Genomic DNA, 15995 nt, shown 5'->3' with positions numbered 1-15995 from the left:
CCCGTACGGGAATACCCCTAGACCCGTCAGACGACGATGTTCACCAGCTTCGGCGCGCGCACGATCACCTTGCGGATCTCCGCCCCGCCCAGCGCCGCCACGACGGCCTCGTCGCCCAGCGCCAGCTGCTCCAGCTCGGCGTCGGAGATGGCCGGAGGCACCTCCAGGCGGGCCTTGACCTTGCCCTTGATCTGGACGACGCACGTGACGCTCTCGTCCACGACGTACGCCGGGTCGGCGACCGGGAAGTCCTGGTGGACGACCGACTCGGCGTGGCCCAGGCGCTGCCACAGCTCCTCGGCGATGTGCGGCGCCAGCGGGGCAACCAGCAGCACCAGCCGCTCCGCGACCGAGCGCTCCAGCGGGCGGCCCGCCTTCGTCAGGGTGTTGTTCAGCTCGGTGATCTTCGCGATGGCGGTGTTGAACCGCAGGCCGGCCATGTCGCCGCCGACCCCGTCGATCGCCTTGTGCAGGGCGCGCAGGGTGGCCTCGTCGGGCTCCCCGTCGACGACCGTCACGGCGCCGGTCTCCTCGTCCACCACGTTGCGCCACAGGCGCTGCAGCAGCCGGTACTGGCCGACGACGGCACGGGTGTCCCAGGGACGCGAGACGTCCAGCGGGCCCATCGCCATCTCGTACAGGCGCAGGGTGTCCGCGCCGTACTCCGCGCAGATCTCGTCCGGCGTGACGGCGTTCTTCAGGGACTTGCCCATCTTGCCGTGCTCACGCTTGACCGGCTGGCCCTGGTAGAAGTAGCCGCCGTCCCGCTCCTCGACCTCGGCCGCCGGCACGTAGACACCGCGCGCGTCGGTGTACGCGTACGCCTGGATCATGCCCTGGTTGAACAGCTTGTGGAACGGCTCCACCGAGGAGACGTGCCCCAGGTCGAACAGCACCTTGGACCAGAACCGCGCGTACAGCAGGTGCAGCACCGCGTGCTCGGCGCCGCCCACGTACAGGTCGACGCCGCCGTGCGGCTGGCCCTCGCGCGGGCCCATCCAGTACTGCTCGATCTCCGGGTCGACCAGGGCCGAGCCGTTGTGCGGGTCCAGGTAGCGCAGCTCGTACCAGCAGGAGCCGGCCCAGTTCGGCATGGTGTTGGTCTCGCGGCGGAAGGACCGCACCCCGCGACCGTCGCCCAGATCCAGCTCGACGTTGACCCATTCCTGGTTGCGCGACAGCGGGGTCTCGGGCTGGGAGGCCGCGTCGTCGGGCTCGAAGGTCCGCGGCGTGTAGTCGTCGACCTCCGGCAGCTCCAGCGGCAGCATCGACTCGGGCAGCGGGTAGGCGACGCCGTCCTCGTCGTAGACGATCGGGAAGGGCTCGCCCCAGTAGCGCTGGCGGCTGAACAGCCAGTCGCGCAGCCGGAAGTTGACGGTCCCCTCGCCGATGCCGCGCTCGGCCAGCCAGTCGGTGATCGCGGCCTTGGCCTCGACCACGCCCAGGCCGTCCAGCGAGATGCCCTCGCCCGTCGAGTTGACGATCGTGCCGTCGTACGAGGTGAAGGCGGTCTCCCACTCCAGCGGGTCGGCGTCGCGGTCGTCCGTGGGCTGGACGACGCAGCGCATCGGCAGCTCGAAGGCGCGCGCGAACTCGAAGTCGCGGCCGTCGTGGGCCGGGACGGCCATGATCGCGCCGGTGCCGTAGCCCATCAGCACGTAGTCCGCGATGAAGACGGGGACCAGGTCGCCGCTGACCGGGTTGGTCGCGTACGCGCCGGTGAAGACACCGGTCTTGTCCTTGGCCTCGGCCTGCCGCTCGACGTCCGACTTCGCGGCGGCCTGCTTGCGGTACGAGTCCACGGCCTCGGCCGGGGTCGCGTTGCCGCCGGTCCACAGCTGGTGGGTGCCCTCGGGCCACTCCGCCGGGACGATCTTCGAGACCAGCTCGTGCTCGGGGGCCAGCACCATGTAGGTGGCGCCGAACAGCGTGTCGGGGCGGGTGGTGAAGACCGTGATGGCTTCGCCGTCGCCGACCGCGAAGTCCACGCGCGCGCCCTCGCTGCGGCCGATCCAGTTGCGCTGCTGCAGCTTGATGGCCTCGGGCCAGTCCAGTGCGTCCAGGTCGTCGATCAGGCGGTCGGCGTAGGCCGTGATCCGCATGTTCCACTGGCTCAGCCGGGACTTGAAGACGGGGAAGTTGCCGCGCTCGGACCGGCCGTCGGCGGTGACTTCCTCGTTGGCCAGTACGGTGCCCAGCCCGGGGCACCAGTTGACGGGCGCGTCCGAGGCGTAGGCCAGCCGGTACCCGTTCAGCACGTCGGCCCGCTCGGCCGCGCTCAGCGCCGCCCAGGAGGCGCCGCCGGGCAGCTCGCGGGAGCCGTCCTCGAAGGAGGCGACCAGCTCGGCGATGGGGCGGGCCTTCGCGGCGTCCGCGTCGTACCAGGAGTTGTAGATCTGCAGGAAGATCCACTGGGTCCACTTGTAGTAGTCCGGGTCGATCGTCGCGAACGACCGGCGCCGGTCGTGGCCCAGACCCAGCCGGCGCAGCTGGACCTTCATGTTCTCGATGTTCGCCTCGGTCGACACGCGCGGGTGCGTGCCGGTCTGCACGGCGTACTGCTCGGCCGGCAGGCCGAAGGCGTCGAAGCCCAGGGTGTGCAGGACGTTGTGGCCGGTCATCCGCTGGTGGCGGGCGAAGACGTCGGTGGCGATGTACCCGAGCGGGTGGCCGACGTGCAGGCCCGCACCCGAGGGGTACGGGAACATGTCCATGATGAACTTCTTCGGGCGCGCCACCATGGCCGCGTCGCCGGCCAGGTCACCGGTCGGGTTCGGGGCCTCGTACGTGCCCTGCGCGTCCCATACGTCCTGCCAGCGTGCCTCGATGTCGGCGGCCACGGCAGCCGTGTAACGGTGCGCCTCGGCCGCCTCGGGGGCCGGGGTGTTCGTCTCGCTCATGATTCCTGAAGCTCCATCGATCGTCTCTGCCGGTTCTGCTGCCCAAACGAAAAAACCCCTCGCACAGGAGGGGGCGCCGCGCCGGGCCGACCGCTTCGTGGGGTCGGAACTGTTCAGCGCGGCTCGGTAAGCAGAAGGCGTACGGCACGCATGGCGTCAGGGTACCGCAGCGGCCCCCAGCGGTGCTCGGGCCTTCCGGCCGGTGGACGCACGGCCCGGGCACGGGCCCACGCGCGACCACGACGACGCCCGGCGACGCACAACGCCGCACGACGGCACACAACGAGAAGCGGGCCACCGTTTCCGGTGGCCCGCTTCTTTACTGTGGAGCTATGGAGAATTGAACTCCAGACCTCCTGCATGCCATGCAGGCGCTCTACCAACTGAGCTATAGCCCCTTGTCCTACCTGCCGCTTCCTGGCCCGTTTCCGGTTCCCCTTGGCGACATCCCAAACAGTACACGGTGTTGGCCCTGGTCCAAAAATCGGTTTCCGCGAGCCTCGGGCCATGTCCGTTTCGCGGAGATTCACCACATGGCCCTGCGCGTTGTCCGACCCCGCGTCACGCACGCGCGAACTGGTAGAACCGCTTCAGCGTGCAGTGCTCGTCGAGCAGCCGCCCGTAGATCGGCTCGCCCTCCAGCTCCCGGTACGTCTCGATCGGGTCGCCTTTTATGATCAGCGCCCGCGCGCATTCCTCGCACCAGTACTGGTAGTCGGGATTGACCGGCTCCATGTCCCGCACGATCGGCGTGCCGTTGTTGCACCAGTCGCACCGCCGCCGGTGTGCACCCATCCGTCAGCGACTCCCTCCCGCGTCGGGCCGTCGTGTCCCCCTCCGGCCGTCCGATTCTGCCACGCCGGTGCCCGCTCGGGCAGCTGTGGACAAAAGCAAAGATCCCGCCCCCTGTTGGGGACGGGATCTTGATTGTGGAGCTATGGAGAATTGAACTCCAGACCTCCTGCATGCCATGCAGGCGCTCTACCAACTGAGCTATAGCCCCGCTCTCCGCGACGCTCCCCCCGTTTCCGGTGTTCTGCGCTGCGAACAAGAAGAACTCTAGCCTGTGACCAGCCGGAAAGTGAAATCCGGGTGGGAGCCGCTCCGGAGTGGGCTCAGTCGTCGTCGCCGAGCACCGGTTCGGGCAGCGTGCCGGCGTTGTGTTCCATCAGCCGCCAGCCGCGCGCGCCCTCGCCCAGCACGGACCAGCAGCAGTTGGAGAGCCCGCCCAGGCCCTCCCAGTAGTACGCCTCCAGGCCCAGCAGGCGGCCGATCGTCGTACGGATGGTGCCGCCGTGGCTGACCACCACGAGCGTGCCGCCGGGGGGTAGCCGGTCGGCGTGTTCCAGCACCACCGGCGCGGCCCGGTCGGCGACCTCGGTCTCCAGCTCGCCGCCACCGCGGCGGACCGCCTCGCCGCGCTTCCACGCCGCGTACTGCTCGCCGTACTTGGCCAGGATCTCGTCGTGCGTGAGGCCCTGCCATTCGCCGGCGTACGTCTCGCGCAGCGCCTCGTCGTGCGTCACCGCCAGACCCGTGACGGCCGCCAGCTCGGCAGCCGTGGCGGAGGCGCGCATCAGGTCCGAGGCGACGATGGCGTCGGGCTTCAGCGAGGCGAGCAGCCGGGCGGCACGGCGCGCCTGCGCCACACCGGCCTCGGTCAGCTCGATGTCCGTGGAGCCCTGGAAGCGCCGCTCCAGGTTCCAGGAGGTCTGGCCGTGCCGCCACAGGACGATCTTGCGGCCGGTCTTGCCGTGGGTCCCCGTCGCGCCGGTCGCGGTCGTACCGTCGTTCGTCGTGCTCAGAACAGATCACCGTCCAGTTCGTCGTCGCCCTGCGTGGCGCGCAGCGCGGCGTGCTCCTCGGCCTTGCCCTTGGTGAGCTTGGCGTCCTCGGGGAGCTCGATCTCGGGGCAGTCCTTCCACAGGCGCTCCAGCGCGTAGAAGACGCGCTCCTCGCTGTGCTGCACGTGGACGACGATGTCGATGTAGTCGAGCAGGATCCAGCGCGCGTCGCGGTCGCCCTCGCGGCGGACCGGCTTGGCGCCCAGCTCCTTCAGGAGCTTCTCCTCGATCTCGTCGACGATCGACTTGACCTGGCGGTCGTTGGGGGCCGAAGCGAGCAGGAAGGCGTCGGTGATCGACAGCACGTCGCTGACGTCGTACGCGATGATGTCGTGCGCGAGCCGGTCGGCCGCGGCCTGGGCGGCGGCGGTGATGAGCTCGATGGAGCGGTCCGTGGCGGTCACTGGCCATGCTTTCGGGTTGGCGGGCAGATCCTTACAAGGGTCTCATGTACCGCCGACACCGCCCGCGCGCAGCGTGCCGCGCGGGCGGAGCCGCACCCGAAGGGCGCGCCGCGAGGGGCCCCGGCGGGCCCCGGAGGGCTCAGGACGGCTTGTAGTCCTTGCCCAGGGTGACCACGACGTCGGCGTTCACCGCGTTCTCGGCCTTCTTCACGGCCGTCTCGGGCAGTCCCAGCGTCTTGGCGACCTCGATCGCCTTGTCCCGCTGGGCGTCGTCCTGGTACGTGATCTGCGACGCGGGCGCGGTCTTGTCGGCCTTGCCGCCGTCGACGAAGGTGTAGCCGGCGTTGAGCAGGGCCGCCTTCGCCGCCGTGTTCGTCTTCTCGTCGCCGGTCGCGTCCTTCAGGCCGACCCGCGGCAGGGCGCCGGGCTGGGCCTCCGTGACGGAGCCGCCGAGGACCTCCTTGACCACCTTCTTGTTGGCATCGTCCGTGAGCCCGCCGTCCGGCTTCACCCCGAGCACGTCGGTGCGGTACGCGCCCACCTTGGCGTGCTCGCCGAGCTTGGACAGCAGCGCGCCCAGCGTCTGCGCGTTCAGCGCCGGGTCCAGGATCTGGCCGGTGGTCTCCACGGTCATCGCCGCCGACTTCGGATCGCCGGGCACCTTGCGCAGCAGGCCCAGCAGGACCTTGCCGAGCCGCTCCAGCTGCTTGGCCTCCGGCTCGCCCTGTGCCCGGTACGTGGCGTAGGCCACGGCCATCGCACCGCTGAGGCTCTGCTTCGGGCCCTGGCCGACGGCGGGCGCCTTCGCCGCGTCGTCCGCCGGAACGGCCACGTCGGTGTCGACCTCGATGCCGCCGACCAGCTCGACGAAGTTCTCCAGGAAGGGGGTGTCCAGCCGCCAGGTGCCGCCGATGCGGGTGCCGAAGACCGAGTCGAGGGATTCCCGTACGCCCAGACCGCCGTCCTCGACGGCCTTGCCCAGCTGTGCGGCGGTGCCGTCGTCCCGGGTGACGTTCAGGGTGTTCGGCACGAGGACGGTGGCGCCCTGCTTGGTGGTCACGTTGTCGACGAGGAGCGCCGTGGAGGTGCCGCCCTTCTTGGTGTTGTGCAGGTGCACGACGATCATGTCGCGCTTCTGCGGGCCCGTGGCGGACGCGCCGTTCGAGGCCTTGCCGGGGCCCTCCAGGAAGGGCAGCTTGCCCGCGTACCAGAGGTAGCCCATGCCCGCGACGACGAAGAGGGCCAGGACGACGATCAGCGCCACCACCCGGTTGCGGCCGCGCCGGCGGGCCTCCTCGCGGCGCTCGGTGCGGCTCTCGGTGAAGGCGAGCCAGTCGATGACGTCCTCGGAGTCCTCGTCCGGCTGGTCGATGAAGGCGAACTGCTCGGTGCGGTACGAGGGCCCGTGCTCCTGGCCGCCCTGGTCCTGTGCGCCCGGCCCGTCAGCCCGGCGGGGCTCCGGGACCTGCGGGGCGGCCGGACGGTACTCCGGCTCGGGCGCGGGGGCCCGCAGGGGGGCCTGCGCCGGGGCCTCGGGGGCCACCTGCTGCGGGATCCACTGCTGGGTGGCCTGGGTGTCGTACTGCTGTCCCGCCTGGGTGTCGTACCCGTACTGCGGGACCTGGGAGGTCTGGGAGGCCTGGGGGTACTGCTGCTGGGGCTGCTGCGGGTAGTACTGCGGCGCCTGCTGCTGGTGCTGCGGGGCCTGCGGGGCCTGCTGCTGGCCGTAGCCCTGGTAGTCGTAGCCGTAGCCCTGCTCGTACTGCTGCTGCTCGTAGGGGGGCTCCGCGTCGGCGGCGGGCTGCGCGGGCACCTGGCCGTACACCGGCCGCCCGTACGCGTCGTAGCCGACGAGCTGCTGCTCCTGGCCGGCATACGGGTCGTACGGCTCGTGTCGGTCGTTCACCGCGGGGCCCCTCTCTCCGGAAGCTCAGGCTCCCCGGTACAGCTCACGCTTGTCGATGTAGCGGACCACGCCGTCGGGCACGAGGTACCAGACAGGATCCCCCTTGGCCACGCGGGCACGGCAGTCCGTGGACGAAATGGCCAGCGCCGGAACCTCGACGAGGGAGACGCCCCCCTCGGGCAGGCCGTCGTCGGTGAGCACGTGGCCCGGCCGGGTGACGCCGATGAAGTGCGCGAGGGCGAAGAGCTCCTCGGCGTTGCGCCAGGTCAGGATCTGCGCGAGGGCGTCGGCGCCGGTGATGAAGAAGAGGTCGGCGTCGTCGTTGAGGGCGCTCAGGTCCCTCAGGGTGTCGATCGTGTACGTCGGGCCGCCGCGGTCGATGTCGATGCGGCTCACCGAGAACTGCGGGTTCGACGCGGTCGCGATGACCGTCATCAGATACCGGTCCTCGGCGGACGACACGGCCCGCTGCGACTTCTGCCACGGCTCGCCGGTCGGTACGAACATCACCTCGTCGAGGTGGAACAGCGCGGCCACCTCACTGGCGGCCACCAGGTGTCCGTGGTGGATCGGGTCGAATGTCCCGCCCATCACCCCGAGCCTGCGCTTGACCGGGCCGGTCGGCATTTCCTGCTCTCCCATGAGCGCAGAGCCTACTGGCCCGGTGACGCGGCAGGGACCCGCCTACGGGCGCGTACTCGGCGTATGGCGGTTCAGCGGTCCCGGTTCATGCGCGTGGTGACCCACAGCATCAGGAAAAGGATGACGAGGGCCGCACCACCGGTCAGGTACGGGTTCAGGCTGTCGTGGTTGCCGCCGTGCTGCTCGGCTCCCTCGGAAGCGAGGACGACCAGGTTGTGGGCGGTGGAGGCGAGGCTCATCAGGCAGGTACCTATCGAGTCGGGGAGCGGGCGGAGATTTCGCTCACATCGTATGCGGGGGCCTGGGGCACGCTCACGTCGACTCAGGCGTTGGAGAGGATAGACGGGCGGTCAGCCGCACACACCAACGGGGAGGGCGCTATGACGGGGACGGGATTCGAGAAGGCACCGGCGCGGGACCGCAAGAGGTTCCCCGGTATTTCCTCACGGGCGTACGAGCATCCGGCGGACCGGTCCGCGCTCGTGGCCCTGCGCAAGCTGACCGGCTTCGACACGGTCTTCAAGGCGCTCAGCGGGCTGCTGCCGGAGCGCAGTCTGCGACTGCTCTTCCTGTCGGACTCCGTCCGGGTGGGCGAGACGCAGTTCCCGCACCTGCACACCATGCTCCTGGACGCCTGCTACATCCTGGACCTGGAGAAGGTCCCGCAGATGTACGTCCAGCAGGACCCGAAGCCCAATGCCATGTGCATCGGGCTGGACGAGCCGATCATCGTGGTCACCACGGGCCTCGTCGAGCTGCTCGACGAGGAGGAGATGCGGGCGGTGGTGGGCCACGAGGTGGGCCACGCCCTGTCGGGGCACGCCGTCTACCGCACGATCCTGCTGTTCCTGACGAACCTGGCGCTCAAGGTCTCCTGGATCCCGCTGGGCAACGTGGCGATCATGGGGATCGTGACGGCGCTGCGCGAGTGGTTCCGCAAGTCGGAGCTGTCGGCGGACCGGGCGGGGCTGCTGGTGGGACAGGACGTGCACGCCTCGATGCGCGGGCTGATGAAGCTCGCGGGCGGCAACCACCTCCACGAGATGAACGTCGACGCGTTCCTCGCCCAGGCCGAGGAGTACGAGCGCGGCGGCGATCTGCGCGACTCCGTGCTGAAGATCCTCAACATGCTGCCCCGGACGCACCCCTTCACGACGGTGCGGGCGGCCGAGCTGAAGAAGTGGTCGCAGAACAGGGACCACCAGCGGATCATGGACGGCCACTACCCCCGGCGCGAGGACGACAAGGACACCTCGGTGACCGACTCCTTCCGGCAGTCCGCCGCGCACTACGCCGACACGGTGCGCACGAGCAAGGACCCGCTGATGAAGCTGGTCGGCGACATCGCCGGCGGTACGGCGGACCTGGGCGGCAAGCTGAGGGACAGGTTCACGGGCACGGGCACGGGTGCCGCGGGCGACGGCAAGAGCACCGGCACCGGCACCGGCAAGGACGGGGCTACGGAGCAGGGCTGACGCCCTGCCCCGAGGCGGCCGGGGACGCCGGGGCCTGTGACTCCGGCGGCCCCGACGGCTCCGGCGCCGTCGTCGGCGCGAGCACGCCGCACAGCCCGGCCGTGCGGCGCGGGCTGCCGCTGGCGTACGGGTCGCTCGCGGCCGGGCCGGTGGTGGTGGGCCCGGCGCCGGCCGTCAGCGGGCGGAAGCCTCCTGCCGGGTCGGCGGAGCAGGCCTGCGGGCCCGCCATGACGTAGGCCGAGACGAGCTCCGCCCGCCGGGCCGTGAGGTCGTCCCGGTCGAAGCGCATCCGCAGCTCCCGGCGGACGGTGAAGAGCGAGGCCCCGTCCGCCGCGGCCGGCTGGCCGGTGGCCGGGCGCACGGCGTAGACGAAGGTGTGGTCGGAGGTCACCTCCAGGGCGTTCGGGGCGGTCTCCGCTGCCGCGAGGACCCCGCTGACCCGGACCCGGGTGTCGGCCACCACGGCGGTCGCCGGGTCGAAGCGCACGAGCCAGCCCGTGACGGAGTGCCGCCCGTTGCCGGCCGGGACGAGCATGCTCTGGTCGAACTGCGTCAGCTGGTCGGGGTCGAGCAGGACGCGCACCGGCCGGGAGGCCTCGCCGGACAGCACGTCGGGGTCCAGCGAGGACTGCACCAGGTAGTCCTTGGCGATGGTGAGCGCCGTCTGGACCTGCTGCTCGGTGAAGTGGCGGGTGCGGCGCACGGCGGGGAAGGTGATCCCGGCCGCCCCGATCCGGTACTGGGCCGCCGGACTCTGCGCGTACAGGTCGGCGGGCCGGCCGCCGGGCACGGGCGCGGAGGGCGCGAGCGGGACGACGGTGCTGCTCATCGCCCCGGCCGGGTTCCCGGCGGGCGGCACGTAGGGATTGCGCAGGCCCATGTAGACGGCGCCGGCGAGCGCCAGGGCGATGCACAGCACGATGATCCGGCCCTGCCGGGCCGCACCGCCGCCGGAGCCCGTGCGGGGTCCCGGATGGCCTCCGCCGGCCGACCAGATCGAGCGGCTCCGTACCGCGCGGGCGTGCTCGCCCATGCGCTCCTGCGCCGAGTACTCCTGGAGCCGGGCAGCCCGGACGAAGTCCTCGTCGAACACCACCGACCGGTACTCGTCGGCCCGGAACTCGTCATCGGCCCCGCCGGCGCCCTCGGGGGTGCCGTTCGGCGGATCTCCGTGCATGGCCATCGCTTCTCCCCGCTGTCCCCGCTCCAGAGAAGCCCCCGGCTCCGGCGATGGGGAGCGGGGTCGTACCTTCAGGGTTGGCGGATGGCGCGGTCCATAAACGCTCCGGCGCCGGCGACTTCACCCATCGGGGTGCTGGCGGGGGCCGGAGCGGGTTCCGCGTCGCTCGCCGCGCTGCGGTACACCGCGCTGAAGGCGAGCGCGATCATGCCGAGGCCCATCACGAAGGCGAGCACCCAGGCGACCGGGCGCAGCCACGGCGAGCGGCCGCGGTAGGGGCGCAGGCTGCCGCCGTACGCCCCGTACGGGCCGTCCCCGGGGCCTGCTCCGTGGCTGTGGTCGTGGTCCCAGCCGGGGTCCTCGGAGTGGTGGCCGTCGGCGCCGCCGTAGGCGTACGCGTCGTACTCCTCGTCGCCCGTCCAGCCGCCGGCGAAGGCGGCGCGGGCGGCCTCGGCCGCCTCGGCGCGTGCCCGGTCGCCGGCCCGCTGGCGCTCTGCGGCGCTCGGTTCACGGATCTCGGCGTTCCGGACGAAGTCCTCGTCGAACACCACGGAGGCGAAGTCCTCGTCCGCGCCTCCGCGGTCTTCCGCATGCTCGTCGGGCTCCCCGTCGTCCGGGAACGGTTTGCCCCCCACGTCGTCCGGCACGGAACCAGCGTAGACCTGAGGGGCACCTTTGGGCAGGGCGTAGGCCGAAATCCGGCCACACCGTGTCCAGAGGTCGACTACCGTACGTGACCGTCGCCGGTGACGATGTACTTGGTCGAGGTGAGCTCGGGAAGCCCCATCGGGCCCCGGGCGTGCAGCTTCTGCGTGGAGATGCCGATCTCCGCGCCGAAGCCGAACTGACCACCGTCCGTGAACCGCGTGGAGGCATTCACGGCAACCGTGGTCGAGTCGACCAGCTGGGTGAAGAGGCGGGCGGCGGCCTGCGAGGTGGTGACGATCGCCTCGGTGTGGCCGGAGGTCCAGCGGCGGATGTGGGCGACGGCCTCGTCGAGGGAGTCCACGACACCGGCGGCGATGTCGTACGAGAGGTACTCGGCGGCCCAGTCCTCGTCGGTGGCCGGGAGAGCGGTGACCTTGGAGTCCTCCGCGTACGCGAGCACCCGCTCGTCTCCGTGGACGGTCACGCCGGCGTCGGCGAGGGCGTCCAGGGCGAGGGGCAGGAAGGCGTCGGCGATGTCCCGGTGGACGAGCAGGGTCTCCGCGGAGTTGCAGACGGAGGGGCGCTGGGCCTTGGAGTTGACGAGGATGTCCACGGCCATGGCCAGATCGGCCTGGGCGTCCACGTAGACGTGGCAGTTGCCGGTACCGGTCTCGATGACCGGGACGATGGATTCCTCGACGACGGTCTTGATGAGCGAGGCGCCGCCGCGCGGGATGAGGACGTCGACGAGGCCGCGGGCGCGCATCAGCTCGCGGACGGAGTCGCGGGACTCGCCCGGCACGAGCTGGATGGCGTCGGCGGGGAGCCCCGCCGAGACGACGGCGTCGCGCAGGATGCCGACGAGGGCGGTGTTGGAGGCGTAGGCCGAGGAGGAGCCGCGCAGCAGGACGGCGTTGCCGGACTTCAGGCACAGCGCGGCGGCGTCGACGGTGACGTTGGGGCGGGCCTCGTAGATGATGCCGACGACGCCGAGCGGGACACGGATCTGGCGGAGGTCGATCCCGTTGGGGAGGGTGGAGCCGCGGACGACCTCGCCGACGGGGTCGGGCAGGGCCGCGACGTCGCGGACGTCGGAGGCGATGGCCGCGATGCGGTCGGGGGTGAGGGTGAGACGGTCGATGACGGTCTCGCTGGTCCCGGCGGCGGCCGCCTTCGCCGTGTCGACGGCGTTGGCCTCGACGATCTCGGCCGTACGGGCCTCCAGCGCGTCCGCGATGGCCAGCAGGGCCTTGTCCTTGGCGGACCGCGGGAGCGGGGCGATGGCCGCGGCGGCGGTGCGGGCGGCTTGCGCGGTGGCGATGACGGGCGAGGTCGTGGCATCGAGCGAGGTCATGCGGCCCAGGGTAATCCCCACCGGCCCCGGCCCCGCCGGGGTTCCACCCCCCGAGACGCCCCCGCCTTCCTGACGCGCCGCTCACGCCTCTCGCGCCGCTGGGCCGGACTCCGTCCGGCGGCCGCCAGGCGGTGTCGCGGCCCGGGTGGCGGGTGCGGGTGGTCCCCTGCGGGGCGAGGTCCCCTACCCGCCCTTCCACCGTTCCCCGGGCTCCGCCCGGACCCTCACAGCCCCCGGCCCGGCGCCTCGCAGGGGAGGGGGTCCGGGGCGCAGCCCCGGGGAACGGGCGAAGGGCGGGTAGGGGACCTCAGCCCCTCAGGGCAGACCACCCGCACCCGCCCACCGGCCCGAGCCGCCGGCGGCCGTGGCGGGCACGCCGACCCGCCGCCGCCGGACGGAGTCCGGCGCAGCGGAGCGAAGCCCGCGCAGCGGTGCGAGCGCAGCGTCTAGTAGGGGTGCACGCCCATGGGGTGGGCCGGGGGCGGCCCGTAGCCTTCGGCGACGCGCTGGTGGTAGGTGGCGCGGTCGATGACTTCGAGGCCGACGATCTCCCAGGGCGGGAGCTTCGCCGTGGAGCGGTGTTCGCCCCAGAGCCGCAGCGCCACGGCCGCCGCGTCGTGCAGGTCGCGGGCTTCCTCCCAGTAGCGGATCTCCGCGTGGTCGTCGGCGTAGCGGCTGGTCAGCAGGAAGGGGTGGTCGTGGGCGAGCTGCTCCAGCCCACGGCGTACGTCGCACAGCGGCGCGGGCTTCCCGGAGACGCTCAGGGTGATGTGCCAGAGGCGGGAGGCGTCCTGTTCCTCCCCGCTCCCGCCGACGTCACCGTCCCCGGTGCCGACGCTGGTCAGCGCTCGTCTCACCAGCCGCCTCCTCGTCCTGCGCTACGCGTGTCCGCCCCTCACAGTTGACCAGTCCTCGGCTCACCGCGCGGCGGTTTTACCTAACCTCAGCCCTGCAGCAGGACCAGATCGTCCCGGTGGACGACCTCCCGCTCGTACTCGGGTCCGAGTTCGCGCGCGAGCTCGCGCGTGGAGCGGCCGAGGAGCTGCGGGAGCTCCTTGGCGTCGAAGTTGACGAGTCCGCGCGCCACCGCCCGGCCGTCGGCCGCGCGCAGTTCCACGGGGTCTCCGGCGACGAAGTCGCCTTCGACCGCGGCGATGCCGGCGGGCAGCAGCGAGCTGCCGCGTTCGGTCACCGCGCGGACGGCCCCGTCGTCCAGGACGAGGTGGCCCTGCGGGGCCGACGCGTGCTGGAGCCAGAGCAGCCGGTCCGTCGAGCGGCGTCCGGTGGAGTGGAAGAGGGTGCCGGTGGCCCGTCCGGCGATGGCGTCCGCGGCCTGGCTGGACGAGGTCAGGACGACGGGGATGCCGGCTGCCGCCGCGATGCGCGCCGCCTCGACCTTGGTGGCCATGCCGCCGGTGCCGACGCCCGCCTTGCCGACGCTGCCGATGGTGACGTGGGCGATGTCCTCGGGGCCGCGCACCTCGTCGATGCGGCTGGTGCCGGGCTGGGACGGGTCCCCGTCGTAGAGGCCGTCGACGTCCGAGAGCAGGACGAGGAGGTCGGCGCGGACCAGGTGCGCCACGAGGGCGGCGAGGCGGTCGTTGTCGCCGAAGCGGATCTCGTCGGTGGCGACGGTGTCGTTCTCGTTGACGACGGGCAGCGCCCCCATGGCGAGGAGCTGGTCCAGGGTCCGGTAGGCGTTGCGGTAGTGCGCACGCCGGCTGGTGTCGTCGGTGGTCAGGAGCACCTGGCCGACGCGTACGCCGTACCGGGCGAAGGAGGCCGTGTAGCGGGCGACGAGCAGGCCCTGGCCGACGCTCGCGGCGGCCTGCTGGCGGGCCAGGTCGGTGGGGCGGCGGCGCAGGCCGAGCGGGGAGAGTCCGGCGGCGATGGCTCCGCTGGAGACCAGGACGATCTCCTTCTCGCCGCCGCTGCGCGCCTTGGCCAGTACGTCGACCAGTGCGTCCACCCGGTCGGCGTCGAGTCCTCCGGCCGCCGTGGTCAGGGAGGAGGAGCCGACCTTGACCACGATCCTGCGCGCGCTCTGCACACCCTGCCTAGCCGCTGACACTGCTGTCCCCTTGCCCCTTGCCGAACGTGTACCTGCCCGCCCAATCTACGGGGTTGCCGGGCGGGGCCGCCCTTCGGTTTCAGACCGTGGACGCGCTGCGGTCGCGGTCCGGGTCACCGGCCGCGGCGCCGGTCCCGGGGACGAGGATCTTGCGGGAGATCACGAAGGTGAACGGGATCGCGACGACGGCCGCGACCAGCGGCGCGATCTTGGTGTTCATGCCCGCCCAGTTCACCAGGGCGTAGACGCCCACGGAGGTGACCACGAAGTTCGTGATGTTGGTCAGCGGGAAGAGCAGGAACTTCTTCCACGTCGGCCGGGACCTGTAGGTGAAGTAGGTGTTCATGAAGAACGACCCGATCATCGACAGGACGAAGGCCAGGGTGAAGGCCGCGAAGTACGGCATGTGCGGGTGGCACAGCAGGTAGAGGACGTAGAAGGTGCCCGTGTTGACGCCGCCCACCAGTCCGAAGCGGATGATCTGGCCGAGCTGGGCCCTGCGGTCCGGGGCCGGGCGTTCGTTCGTCATGGGTGGCATCAGTTGCTTCGCTCCGCGATCACGGCCTGGGCCCCGGGCAGGTCCCGGACGTCGGTGGACGTGGCCTGCCGGCCGGCGCCGTGCGCTTCCTTCACCAGGAAGTGCGGCCGGCGCTTGCTCTCGTAGTAGATCCGGCCGATGTACTCGCCGATCAGGCCCAGCATGATCATCTGCACGCCGCCCAGGCCCGCGATGAGCGCGACGAGCGTGACGTATCCCGGGGACTCCACCCCGTTGGTCATGGCCATGACGGCGATCCACACGGCGTAGAGGACCGTCAGGGCCACCAGCGACACGCCCGACCAGATGCCGATGCGCAGCGGCCGGTTGTTGAACGAGATGAGCCCGTCCATGCCGTAGTTCAGCAGGGCGCCGAACTTCCACTTCGTCTCGCCTGCCTCGCGCTGCGCGTTGCGGTAGTCGAAGTGGACCGTGTCGAAGCCGATCCAGGAGAAGAGGCCCTTGGAGAAGCGGTTGTACTCGGGCAGCGACAGCAGCGCGTCCACGGCCGGGCGGGACAGCAGCCGGAAGTCTCCGACACCGTCGGTGAGCTCCACGTCGACCCAGCGGTTGATGCCCCGGTAGTAGAGGCGGCTCAGCGCCGTGCGGAGCTTCTTGTCCCCCTCGCGGGTGCGGCGGGCGATGATCTGGTCGTGGCCCTGCCGGTAGTAGTCGAGCATCGTGGCGATGAGCTCGGGCGGGTGCTGGAGGTCGGCGTCCATGATGACCACGGCGTCGCCGGTCGCCTCGCGCAGGCCGGCGAGCATGCCGGCCTCCTTGCCGAAGTTCCGGCTGAAGGAGACGTAGCGGGTCCGGTCGGCGTGCTCGGCCGCGATCTTGCGGAGTTTGGCGAGGGTTCCGTCGCGGCTGCCGTCGTCGACGTAGCAAACCTCGTACTCGACGGGAAGCGCGTCCAGGACCTTGCGGATCTCCGTGTCGAAGCTGTCGACGACGGCTTCCTCGTTGTAGCAAGGGACTACTACAGACAGCTTCATGAACACTTCCTGCGGTCCGAACGGGTGATTTACGGCGA

The 15995-nt window shown here is 71.3% G+C and carries 15 protein-coding genes and 2 tRNA genes; 1 reads left to right on the top strand and 16 read right to left on the bottom strand.

Annotation, left to right across the window (positions count from 1 at the left end):
* Positions 1 to 26 precede the first annotated feature (26 nt).
* From leuS to ACZ60J_RS36160, 9 genes are all read right to left on the bottom strand, one after another.
* Entirely contained in the window at positions 27 to 2900 is a 2874-nt protein-coding gene (gene leuS, locus ACZ60J_RS36200; RefSeq protein ID WP_469688421.1) for a leucine--tRNA ligase, read from the bottom strand.
* A 325-nt stretch (positions 2901 to 3225) separates the two neighbouring features.
* Positions 3226 to 3298, bottom strand: a tRNA-Ala gene (locus tag ACZ60J_RS36195).
* 163 nt (positions 3299 to 3461) lie between these two features.
* Positions 3462 to 3695 carry a hypothetical protein gene (locus tag ACZ60J_RS36190; protein WP_007264019.1) on the bottom strand — a complete coding sequence of 78 codons (234 nt, stop codon included), beginning with the start codon at positions 3693 to 3695 and terminating at the stop codon, positions 3462 to 3464.
* A 135-nt stretch (positions 3696 to 3830) separates the two neighbouring features.
* A tRNA-Ala gene (locus tag ACZ60J_RS36185) sits at positions 3831 to 3903 on the bottom strand.
* A gap of 112 nt (positions 3904 to 4015) precedes the next feature.
* The gene (locus ACZ60J_RS36180) at positions 4016 to 4705 is read right to left on the bottom strand and encodes a histidine phosphatase family protein (protein ID WP_469688490.1); all 690 of its coding nucleotides are present in this window, start codon (positions 4703 to 4705) and stop codon (positions 4016 to 4018) included.
* Complete coding sequence (gene rsfS / locus ACZ60J_RS36175; RefSeq protein ID WP_382971088.1) at positions 4702 to 5148, bottom strand: ribosome silencing factor; 447 nt, start codon at positions 5146 to 5148, stop codon at positions 4702 to 4704. Before rsfS ends, ACZ60J_RS36180 begins: the two co-directional genes overlap by 4 nt.
* Positions 5149 to 5287: 139 nt before the next feature.
* The gene (locus ACZ60J_RS36170; RefSeq protein WP_469688420.1) at positions 5288 to 7054 is read right to left on the bottom strand and encodes an LCP family protein; all 1767 of its coding nucleotides are present in this window, start codon (positions 7052 to 7054) and stop codon (positions 5288 to 5290) included.
* Between the two features lie 24 nt (positions 7055 to 7078).
* Positions 7079 to 7696, bottom strand: a complete 618-nt coding sequence (nadD, locus tag ACZ60J_RS36165) for a nicotinate-nucleotide adenylyltransferase (RefSeq protein ID WP_243334788.1) — start codon at positions 7694 to 7696, stop codon at positions 7079 to 7081.
* A 71-nt stretch (positions 7697 to 7767) separates the two neighbouring features.
* The gene (locus ACZ60J_RS36160) at positions 7768 to 7935 is read right to left on the bottom strand and encodes a hypothetical protein (protein WP_469688419.1); all 168 of its coding nucleotides are present in this window, start codon (positions 7933 to 7935) and stop codon (positions 7768 to 7770) included.
* Between the two features lie 141 nt (positions 7936 to 8076).
* On the opposite strand from ACZ60J_RS36160, the gene ACZ60J_RS36155 reads away from it, so the two are divergent.
* Positions 8077 to 9171: a M48 family metallopeptidase gene (locus tag ACZ60J_RS36155; protein ID WP_469688418.1), complete on the top strand. Its 1095-nt coding sequence runs from the start codon at positions 8077 to 8079 to the stop codon at positions 9169 to 9171.
* Here the strand turns inward: ACZ60J_RS36155 and ACZ60J_RS36150 are convergent.
* The 7 genes from ACZ60J_RS36150 to ACZ60J_RS36120 all read right to left on the bottom strand — a co-directional run bounded on the left by ACZ60J_RS36150 (position 9155) and on the right by ACZ60J_RS36120 (position 15957).
* Positions 9155 to 10354, bottom strand: coding sequence for an SCO2583 family membrane protein (locus ACZ60J_RS36150; RefSeq protein ID WP_469688417.1), 1200 nt, complete (start codon positions 10352 to 10354; stop codon positions 9155 to 9157). The genes ACZ60J_RS36155 and ACZ60J_RS36150 overlap by 17 nt on opposite strands.
* Before the next feature lie 68 nt (positions 10355 to 10422).
* On the bottom strand, positions 10423 to 10998 hold the full coding sequence (locus tag ACZ60J_RS36145) for an SCO2584 family spore wall biosynthesis protein (protein WP_469688416.1): 576 nt from the start codon (positions 10996 to 10998) through the stop codon (positions 10423 to 10425).
* 77 nt (positions 10999 to 11075) lie between these two features.
* Complete coding sequence (locus ACZ60J_RS36140) at positions 11076 to 12353, bottom strand: glutamate-5-semialdehyde dehydrogenase (protein ID WP_250739451.1); 1278 nt, start codon at positions 12351 to 12353, stop codon at positions 11076 to 11078.
* 446 nt (positions 12354 to 12799) lie between these two features.
* Entirely contained in the window at positions 12800 to 13210 is a 411-nt protein-coding gene (locus ACZ60J_RS36135) for a hypothetical protein (RefSeq protein ID WP_469688415.1), read from the bottom strand.
* Positions 13211 to 13296: 86 nt separating this feature from the next.
* Positions 13297 to 14424 (bottom strand): glutamate 5-kinase, encoded by a 1128-nt coding sequence (proB, locus tag ACZ60J_RS36130; protein WP_469688414.1) that lies wholly within the window; start codon positions 14422 to 14424, stop codon positions 13297 to 13299.
* A 79-nt stretch (positions 14425 to 14503) separates the two neighbouring features.
* Complete coding sequence (locus tag ACZ60J_RS36125) at positions 14504 to 14953, bottom strand: GtrA family protein (protein WP_469688413.1); 450 nt, start codon at positions 14951 to 14953, stop codon at positions 14504 to 14506.
* An 8-nt stretch (positions 14954 to 14961) separates the two neighbouring features.
* Complete coding sequence (locus ACZ60J_RS36120; RefSeq protein ID WP_469688412.1) at positions 14962 to 15957, bottom strand: glycosyltransferase family 2 protein; 996 nt, start codon at positions 15955 to 15957, stop codon at positions 14962 to 14964.
* Positions 15958 to 15995 lie beyond the last annotated feature (38 nt).

Source organism: Streptomyces sp. NPDC104226, assembly GCF_055584085.1.
This window is presented reverse-complemented; position numbering and strand designations above follow the sequence as displayed.

Bases quoted from the DNA above. Each gene is read 5' to 3' on its own strand.
- leuS (WP_469688421.1), bottom strand. From the start codon at position 2,900: ATGAGCGAGACGAACACCCCGGCCCCCGAGGCGGCCGAGGCGCACCGT.
- ACZ60J_RS36190 (WP_007264019.1), bottom strand. From the start codon at position 3,695: ATGGGTGCACACCGGCGGCGGTGCGACTGGTGCAACAACGGCACGCCG.
- nadD (WP_243334788.1), bottom strand. From the start codon at position 7,696: ATGGGAGAGCAGGAAATGCCGACCGGCCCGGTCAAGCGCAGGCTCGGG.
- ACZ60J_RS36160 (WP_469688419.1), bottom strand. From the start codon at position 7,935: ATGAGCCTCGCCTCCACCGCCCACAACCTGGTCGTCCTCGCTTCCGAG.
- ACZ60J_RS36155 (WP_469688418.1), top strand. From the start codon at position 8,077: ATGACGGGGACGGGATTCGAGAAGGCACCGGCGCGGGACCGCAAGAGG.
- ACZ60J_RS36150 (WP_469688417.1), bottom strand. From the start codon at position 10,354: ATGGCCATGCACGGAGATCCGCCGAACGGCACCCCCGAGGGCGCCGGC.
- ACZ60J_RS36140 (WP_250739451.1), bottom strand. From the start codon at position 12,353: ATGACCTCGCTCGATGCCACGACCTCGCCCGTCATCGCCACCGCGCAA.
- ACZ60J_RS36125 (WP_469688413.1), bottom strand. From the start codon at position 14,953: ATGACGAACGAACGCCCGGCCCCGGACCGCAGGGCCCAGCTCGGCCAG.
- ACZ60J_RS36120 (WP_469688412.1), bottom strand. From the start codon at position 15,957: ATGAAGCTGTCTGTAGTAGTCCCTTGCTACAACGAGGAAGCCGTCGTC.